Source organism: Candidatus Obscuribacterales bacterium (assembly GCA_036703605.1).
In the GTDB taxonomy this organism is placed as follows: Bacteria; Cyanobacteriota; Cyanobacteriia; order RECH01; family RECH01; genus RECH01.
In genome coordinates this window covers 1-8,820 of record DATNRH010000127.1, presented here as the reverse complement: position 1 = coordinate 8,820, position 8,820 = coordinate 1, and the positions used below count along the sequence as shown (strand labels likewise).

Here is an 8,820-nt window from a genome sequence, read left to right as displayed (position 1 = left end):
CATTTTTGGCATCATCTTCAAAGATATGCTGGAGTATCAGGTAGCCATTTGGGACGCCGATCGCAGCGTTGAGTTTGATGTTCAGTACAAAACGCCCAAGATTATCATCACCTACCTAGGGCTGACCCTGTTCACCACCATCTTTATGGGATCCAGCCTCTGTGTGTTTGGCCTGCCTCTGTGGTTTGGCTTTGCCTTGGGCGCGATCGTGGTGATTCCCACCTGCGGGTTGCTATGGTTGCAAATGGGCTCGATGCTACGGCTGATGGCCATCGGTGGATCGGCGGCCATTGACATTGACATCGACTACAGCGATCGCCCCCTACCCTCGAAGCCAGACGCCTAGGGGAATTTCCCATCTAGAATCTTCTACCTAGGCTCTACATTTACCCAAGCCGACCTACGTTATTGCCCATGCCTCCCATCCGCGCCTGTATCATTCTGGGCACCCGTCCAGAAGCCATTAAACTTGCCCCAGTGATCCAACAGTTCCGTCGCAGCGATGCCATGGATACCCAGGTGATCCTCACGGGTCAGCACCGGGAAATGGTTGCCCAGGTGATGGACTTGTTTGACCTAACCGCCGATCGCGATCTGGCTATCATGCAGCATGGGCAAACCCTCACCGATATCACCTGCCGTACCTTGCAAGGGTTGGAAGCGCTGTTCAAAGACCTGCAGCCTCAAATCGTGCTGGTGCAAGGCGACACCACCACCGCCTTCGCTGCTGGTTTGGCGGCCTTCTATCATCAAATTCCGGTGGGGCATGTGGAAGCAGGTCTGCGCACCGATGATTTGTTCAATCCTTTTCCAGAAGAGGCCAACCGGCGGCTGATTTCCCAAATCGCTCAACTGCACTTTGCCCCCACTACTACGGCGGTGGAGCATCTGAAGCAATCCAGCGTCGTGGGTACCATTCACCACACCGGCAACACGGTGATTGATGCCCTGCTCTCGGTGGCAGAGCGGCAGCCCGCCTGTCCCATTCCGGGGCTAGAGTGGGGCAAGTATCGCACCCTGTTGGCCACCGTCCATCGCCGGGAAAATTGGGGCGAACCCTTAGCGGCGATCGCCCAAGGATTTCTGACCTTGCTAGAAAAATTTCCCGATACGGCCCTGCTCCTGCCGCTGCACCGAAATCCTACCGTGCGGGAGCCCTTGACGGCCGCTCTAGGCGATCATCCCCGAGCCTTTTTGACGGAGCCATTAGATTATGCCCAACTGGTGGGAGCCATCCAACGCTGTCATCTGCTGCTCACCGATTCGGGCGGACTCCAGGAAGAAGCGCCGAGCCTAGGCAAGCCGGTGTTGGTACTGCGGGATACGACGGAACGGCCGGAGGCGATCGCTGCCGGGACGGCCAAGCTGATCGGCACAGATACCCAGGCGATCGTGGACGCTGCCACCCATCTGCTCACCGACGACCATGCCTACCAAGCCATGGCCACCGCCGTGAATCCCTTTGGAGACGGCCATGCCTCAGAGCGCATCCTGTCTATCGTCCAGGCCTATTGCCAAGAGCGATCGTGATCTGCATCAACCGCCCAAGCTAATGGGCAGATAGTCCGTCCAAGGCAGCTTGATCACCTGAATTTTGCAGCACAGCAAATAGGGGCGATCGCTGCCAGCAATTTCACTACTGCTGAGCACCCGCACCCGTAGCCAGAGTGCCAGGGTGAGAATGTCCGTTTTGCTCTTTGAGAGGGTCTGATCGCTCACCAAGGGCTTGATATCCGCAATGGCTCCATCGCTACTTAATGTCACGCTATCTTCACTGGTGATCTGGGTTTTCATCGCTGCTCCAGGGCCAATGGTGCTGGGGGCTTGGTAGACCCAGAGCGACATACGGCGATCGGGCGTCACCCGCACCACTCGATGGGATTGACCACCGGCATCGATCAGGGTGCTTTCCTCCCAGTCAATTTGCATGGAGGTATCAGCTCCATTGGTAATCGTGATCGTCAGGGTGCTGATTTGCTTGTCGTAGGTGAAGCGATCGCTTTTTTTAAAGCCAAAGTCAATTTTGAGCACATCGGATAAGCCCGTGCGCTCCAATTCTGCCGTCAACCCTGCTTGGTCTAACAGCACCGTGGTGCGGTCTTCCAAGGAGTTAATCGCCTGATAGATAACGTAGGCAACGGCTAGAAGATACACCGCTACGATAATGATGTCACTGGCCAAGGAGCCCCCTCTGGCATAGATTCACACAGGCAATAAGTTCAGACAAGCAATGGGTTCACACAGGTTGCTAGAGGTGCCCACAGGCTGATGCGATCGCTCCCTGTGCTGTGGCGTTAGGCGATAGTTATGGCGTTAATCGTGAACATGGGCCGGCGATCGGGCAAACAAACTCGCCTCAATGGCAGCTAGGGCCTGATCTAGATCATCATTAACCACTTGCATATCAAACTCATCCGCCGCCGCGATTTCTGCCTCTGCCCGCTTCAGACGACGAGCGATCGCTTCTTCGGAATCATGGCCCCGACTGCGCACCCGCCGCTCCAGTTCAGCCAACGACGGCGGCAGCAAGAAGATGTGAAAGGCATCCGCATAGGATTCCCGAATTTGCCGCGCACCATGCAGCTCGATTTCCAGGATCACCCACTCTCCCTGCTGAATCCACTCATCCACTGGCTGACGCGGTGTCCCATACCAGTTGCCGGCAAATTCCGCCCATTCTAAAAACTGGTCTTGATCAATCAGAGCTTGAAACTCGTCCCGCTGGGTGAACAGGTAGTGCTGCCCGTTAACTTCTCCCGGACGGGGCGATCGCGTCGTCATGGAAATCGAAAGACGCAGTTCCGGGTGGCGCTGCAACAACAACTGCAGCAACGTCCCCTTGCCCACACCACTAGGCCCTGTCAACACCACCAATTTACCAATACCCATGGGTTCCATGACTCAATCCACAACTTAACAGTGCATACCACAGTGCTTAACAATTAGGCATCACCTCCATCCTCCCAGCCTTGGATCAAACGCTAGCTATCCATCGTAGTCATCCCTGAGGCCCACCTACTGCAAGCTCGGGCATGGTAGCCACAGCCCCGAAATCGAGGATAATGGAAGACAAGCAGCGATCGCACCACTCCTGCAAGACGGTCACAGACCAGAGTTTTCCACCGGGAGATGGCCCCGTTCTTGGTTGCCTAAAGTCTTACTATTCTTACCTATTGCGCGCCATCTCCGGGCGATCGCGGAAAAAATTCAAGAAAATTACAGACCGTAACAGATTATGACAGAAAATGTCGAAAAACCTCCGTAGTCCTAGGGATTAAGATGTGTCCTGAAATTTTGCACAATACTAGATAGACTCTTAGCATCATCCCTTGGTCTGTTGTCTTGTCTTTCACGTCCACCGACAAGGAATGATGGATTATCCCTGATATCAAGTCTTGGATTGCTCGCTACACCTTGCCCTCACCCTACATCCCTTTCCAAAAGGACAAGGGACGTTGAGGCGTTTTAAACCATGTAGCGACATTGTAAAAAATGGATATAACGTCCACTGCAAGACCATGTCTCTTGGACATCTAGGATCTAATAGAGTCAAAACTCGTCCAATGTCATCGATCAAGCAGCCAACATCTACCGCCACGCCACGATTTGATACGTCATTCCAGCCAAGTGCTATGTCCCTAGCCCTTCGTTTACCTGACCCAGGACATAAGCGTTGCTTTTCAATATCACCCTTGTTGAACCCCATGAGTTGGCCGGCTGTTCAGCCCTGAGTTTATGTCCATCCCGCCCTCAAACTTGCCCCATTCCTGTTCATCTCAGTCGTCCACCATGAAGATTGAGGAGCAGCATCCAACACTCCTCCAGGCTGGTGGCTGTGCTTCTTGCACCGCGTCTCTCTCGACCTGTCAACAATGCCACTACCGGCAAATTTTTGCCCAGTCTCTCGATGGCATTTTGGTGATGCAGCTCGATCACCCCATGCCCTGGGATGTAGAACAAACCTGCGATCGCACCTTGGATGAAATCTATCACCATCTCAAGGTTGTGGAGGTCAACGATGCCGTACTCCGGCAGTATGGCGCGACGACAAGTCAAATGCTGGGTATGGCTCAGAGTGACTTCTTTGCCCATGATCCAGATCAGGGCAAAGCCCTGCTGCGGCATTTTTTAAATCAGCGACAGTTGTGCCAAGAAACCGAAGAACGTCGCTTAGATACCGGTGCCCCCATCTTTTTTGAAGTGAACTGCACGGGGCTGTATGACACCGATGGCCAATTCACCGGCTGTGTTCTCATCCAGCGAGACATCACCACCCGCAAGCACATGGAGCAGCGGTTGCAGGCGTCGGAAGAACGCTATCGCCAGCTCATTAGTTCTCTCGAACAGCAGGTGAACCAGCGCACCCGCGAACTCACGGAAGCTTTGGCGTTTGAAGCCCTCCTGAAGCGGATTACCGATCGCGTGCGGGACAGCTTGGATGAACAGCACATTCTCCAAGTGGTGGTGGAATCCATGACAGCGGGCCTGGGGCTGATCAGTTGCAATACCGGTCGCTACGATTCTGAGCAGCAGATTTCCACCGTGGTGCATGACTGCACCCACGATCACTCCCACTCCGCCCTGGGCACCATTTGGAAGATGGATGAGTTTCCCTACATCTACCATCAACTGCTTGCCCATCAATACTTTCAGTTTTGTGACTGCCATACCCTGCTCGGCTGGGTCACTATCTTAGTTGCGCCTATTTATGATGGACAAGGCACCATTGGCGATCTTTGGCTGATTCGGGAGCCTGGCCTACCCTTCAGTCCCTCTGAGATTCGGCTGGTGCAGCAGGTGACCAATCAATGTGCGATCGCCATCCGTCAAGCTCGACTGTACCAGGCTGCCCAGCAGCAGGTGAAGGAACTGGAGCGGGTGAGTTCGCTCAAAGATGATTTTCTCAACACCGTATCCCACGAGCTGCGTACGCCCATTGCCAGCATCAAAATGGCGTCGGAAATGCTAGAGCTGAGTCTAGAATCGGTGGATCTCGGCGATCGCGCCCCTCGCATCCATCGCTACATTGCCATTCTTCAGGCAGAATCTGATCGCGAAATTGGACTCATTAACGATCTGCTGGATCTCTCCCGCCTGGAGGCCGAATCCATGATGATCATCAAAACGGTCGTCCATCTGCAGCATTGGTTGCCTAACCTGATTGAACCCCTGCAGCCGCAACTTCAACGGCAGCAGATTCGTTTTTCCCTAGACATCGATGCTAACCTGCCGAGTTTGATCACCGATCTGTCCGGATTAGAGCGCATCATCACCGAGCTATTGCGCAATGCCTGCAAATATACCCGGGCCCATGAGCAAATTCGCCTGAGCGCCCAGCGTCAAGGCACCGGCGTCTGCATTATCGTCAGCAACTCGGGCTCGATGATTCCGCCCCATGAGCGCGATCGCGTCTTTGAAAAGTTCTATCGCATCCCCAATGCTGATCCCTGGAACCACGGAGGCACGGGTCTAGGGCTATCTCTTGTCCAACAGTTGACGGACTATCTAGGCGGCAAAATCTGTCTAGAATGTCGAGAACCATGGGTGCGCTTCATTGTCAGTTTGCCCCTAGAGTTACCCGATCACAGTCGTTCTGCATCCTAGGGTGGCTTGGGGCTCTAGTACGCTGAGGCGTAAGTCACCCGCCTAGTTGCTAAGGCGGGAACCCTTGTGTGTCCTGGAACTCATTTTCGTTGTTCTATCTTCGTTCTTCTGTCTTGTGGTACTAGGGTAAATATTTTTGCACCACATCCCAACCGGTGAGGGACACTGCCAAAAATCCAATCAGTAAGGCAATATTCGAACCCACATGCAGCGATCGCGCCCAGGGTCGTTTAGGGCCAATGCGGGTCGCGCTCCAGGCCGACAGCAGGGTGATGCCCACCACGGTCAATCCGGCAGGCAAATGCACCGAATGACCGAGATTACCGTAGTAGCCCACGGTGCCAACCAAGCCCACCGACAGCAGCAGCAGCACTAGGGTGACCATGATACCGCCAATGGTGTAATGCAGGGGGCGTAGCCAAGCCGGACGCGATCGCTTTTGCCGACGCGCTAGCAGCAGCCAGCCCCCGGAGAGCGCCAAGATGCCATAGGCCGTCACCGATAGCCCCATCGACCAGGCCGCAATCCGCCATAGCCATAAAAACGAAGGTAGATCCATCGTCGTCGTCATACCTCCTCATGCCCCAGCAGCGATCGCCTATAGCCGTGACCGATTGCTGTTGAGATTGATGCGATCGCCCAATTCCCGCAGATTCCGGGCCATATCAGGATCCGTTTGCCGCAGTTGGGTGATCTTATCACAGCTATACATCACCGTTGTATGGTCTTTGCCGCCAAACACATCACCAATCTTGGGCAGGCTCAGGTCTGTATGATGGCGCATCAAATACATAGCGATCTGCCGCGCCACGCTAATTTCTCGACGGCGAGAGCTGCCCTTCAGGTCATCAATGGACACATTAAACGCCTCCGCCACCGCAGCAATCACCGATTCGGGGGTCGCTTCCACCTTTTCCGTAGGCGGACTGAGCACCGGCGCAATATTTTCCACCGTCATCGGCAGACCCGAGATAGAAATATAGGCCACTGCACGAATCAGCGCCCCCTCCAGTTCCCGAATATTGGACTTGTAGTTGGAGGCGATATATTCAATCACTTCCCTCGGCAGGCGCATATTTTCATACTCTGCCTTCTTTTGCAGAATCGCCATCCGCGTTTCTAGATCCGGCGGTTGGATATCAGCAATCAACCCCATGGAGAAGCGAGAACAAAGCCGTTCCTGCAGGCGAGGAATGTGATTTGGGGGGCGATCGGAGGCCAGCACTACCTGCTTGCCAGCTTCATGAAGGGTATTGAAGGTATGGAAAAACTCTTCTTGGGTATATTCCTTGCCCTCGATGAACTGAATGTCGTCGACCAACAGCACATCCACCGCTCGGTAATGCTCCCGGAAGGTTTGCATACTGTCTTTGCGAATCGCGGCGATCAGATCATTGGTGAACTGCTCAGTGGATACGTAGAACACCTTAGAATCGGGATGGTTCTCAAGCCGATAATGCCCGATCGCCTGCATCAGGTGCGTCTTGCCCAGCCCTACCCCACCACAAAGAAACAGCGGGTTAAATTCGCGTCCTGGAGACTCGGCGACCGCTAAGGATGCCGCATGGGCCATCCGGTTGGTGGAGCCGACCACAAAGCGCGAAAAGATGTACTTAGGGTTCAGATCCGTTTGCTTGAGCCGATGGCTGCTCAGGGTCAGTTCTTCCGTGGGCGGTGATGTATCGGTGGCGCTTGGCCACATGGCAGCATCCTGGGATTCGCTGCTGTTGGTCGCTTCGCCAGTTTGCCGCACCGTGACATGGATCTCGATGCTGTGCCCGAGAATATCGTGAACCACATCAGCGATGGTTTTGATGTAGTACTTTTGAATCCAATTACGCGCAAATGGATTGGGGGTGCAGATGACCAAGCAATCATCGCTCAGCGTCTCAACAGTAGCCGTTTTAATCCAGGTCTCAAAGGTAGGGCGACTGAGCTGCAACTGCAGCCGCTCTAAGACCTGATTCCAGAATTGTTCCAGCACAATTTCCACTGTGTAACCTCTACTGTTGACTGATAAACGAGCAACCGCACCCAAGAGGTTGTCATTGCTGATGATGGTAACTCTAGACGATGGGGCGATGAGGGGAGACGCCGTTGCGTCTAAAGGCGTAGAAAGAACCGATCCAAGCAGTTGACCCGGCGATCGCCACGCAACCCCCTAGGGGATGGTTTGGGTTGAGGAGAGGAGAGGAAGTCTCTAACTTGCGTGGATGCCGTACTCATGAGGGTTGCTAAACGCTAAAGGACTGAGGACGTATGATCATCCGTTGGGGGTCAAGGGAATGAGACGATGATCCCTTTCATCTGCACTAACGCGATCGCTCTCCTATTCCCTGTCACATCAAGGTGTTGGAGGCGATCAAGATCATGCCTGAGACGATCATGATACGCATGGAGCAAAGAGTGGGACGACGAAAACAGGCTCACAATCGTGGCCCAGACCCGGATTCCCTCTCTCTGCGGCTTAACTAGACTACTAGATATGGGATACCAGTGTTATACGAAATATATATGTCGTGATTTTAGCGGGTCTTGACAGAGGCGAAATGGCTCCAAACAAGCCTTGAGGCACGATGCAATATCGGTTTATTGAAAATTAAGGGTTAACGTTTTCTTATCAATTCTTAAGCGATCGCATTCATGAATCGATACGCCTAAAAGCTTGACAAGCTGGGAGGTTTAAGTAGTTCAAACATGCTCAATCAAGGCATCAACCGAGCGTGATCCTCGGTTCTGTTATGAGTAGTTTAACAAGCCGCACCCCTAATTTGGAATGATCACTTGGCGGATTCTTGCCGTCATTCCTACCCCTGTCTTTCCAGCACCAATCCCTCGTCACGGCGGCGGAATCTACCCATGGGTCTCTCCCGCTGTCCGGATGCCTGGCATGACACTACCCCTGCATTGATGACCTAGTGCCCTTTGCATGCCCTCTACACAGCCGTCCGGATCACTCTTGCGGATCTAAATCTGCGATCGCTGACTTACCCCCACATCGAGGATGATCCGTAGGAGCACGCCACGCTCGCCAATGTGCCGTGATGCCCTGCCTCAAGATCTACGGCATGATCACACCCCATTGCGGCAAACTTCGCCACGACTTGTCCATGCCAAGAAAACCCCGGTCGTAACGGGGTCTTCTTGGCTGACTGCTCTGGCTGGTCTGGACTAATTACGCGCTAGCCACTTTTGTCCATTCAGGCGCTGCACCGT

At 53.9% G+C, this 8,820-nt stretch carries 7 protein-coding genes; 3 read left to right on the top strand and 4 right to left on the bottom strand.

Annotated elements, in window-relative coordinates; genetic code table 11:
- Positions 1-346: hypothetical protein (locus tag V6D20_02650; protein ID HEY9814693.1), on the top strand; the 346-nt coding region annotated here is incomplete at its 5' end.
- 68 nt (positions 347-414) lie between these two features.
- Positions 415-1,530, top strand: a complete 1,116-nt coding sequence (gene wecB, locus V6D20_02645; GenBank protein HEY9814692.1) for a UDP-N-acetylglucosamine 2-epimerase (non-hydrolyzing) — start codon at positions 415-417, stop codon at positions 1,528-1,530.
- A 6-nt stretch (positions 1,531-1,536) separates the two neighbouring features.
- Here the strand turns inward: wecB and V6D20_02640 are convergent, their stop codons facing one another.
- Both V6D20_02640 and gmk read right to left on the bottom strand, forming a co-directional pair.
- Positions 1,537-2,181, bottom strand: coding sequence for a hypothetical protein (locus V6D20_02640; protein HEY9814691.1), 645 nt, complete (start codon positions 2,179-2,181; stop codon positions 1,537-1,539).
- 132 nt (positions 2,182-2,313) lie between these two features.
- A complete protein-coding gene (gene gmk / locus V6D20_02635; protein HEY9814690.1) occupies positions 2,314-2,889 on the bottom strand; it encodes a guanylate kinase in 576 nt (191 codons plus the stop codon).
- A 900-nt stretch (positions 2,890-3,789) separates the two neighbouring features.
- Here gmk and V6D20_02630 point away from each other — a divergent pair.
- The gene (locus tag V6D20_02630; protein ID HEY9814689.1) at positions 3,790-5,604 is read left to right on the top strand and encodes an ATP-binding protein; all 1,815 of its coding nucleotides are present in this window, start codon (positions 3,790-3,792) and stop codon (positions 5,602-5,604) included.
- 121 nt (positions 5,605-5,725) lie between these two features.
- Here V6D20_02630 and V6D20_02625 read toward each other — a convergent pair whose 3' ends face one another.
- Together V6D20_02625 and dnaA are read right to left on the bottom strand one after the other, a co-directional pair.
- The gene (locus tag V6D20_02625) at positions 5,726-6,175 is read right to left on the bottom strand and encodes a DUF4079 domain-containing protein (GenBank protein ID HEY9814688.1); all 450 of its coding nucleotides are present in this window, start codon (positions 6,173-6,175) and stop codon (positions 5,726-5,728) included.
- A 27-nt stretch (positions 6,176-6,202) separates the two neighbouring features.
- Positions 6,203-7,597: a chromosomal replication initiator protein DnaA gene (dnaA, locus tag V6D20_02620; GenBank protein ID HEY9814687.1), complete on the bottom strand. Its 1,395-nt coding sequence runs from the start codon at positions 7,595-7,597 to the stop codon at positions 6,203-6,205.
- Positions 7,598-8,820 lie beyond the last annotated feature (1,223 nt).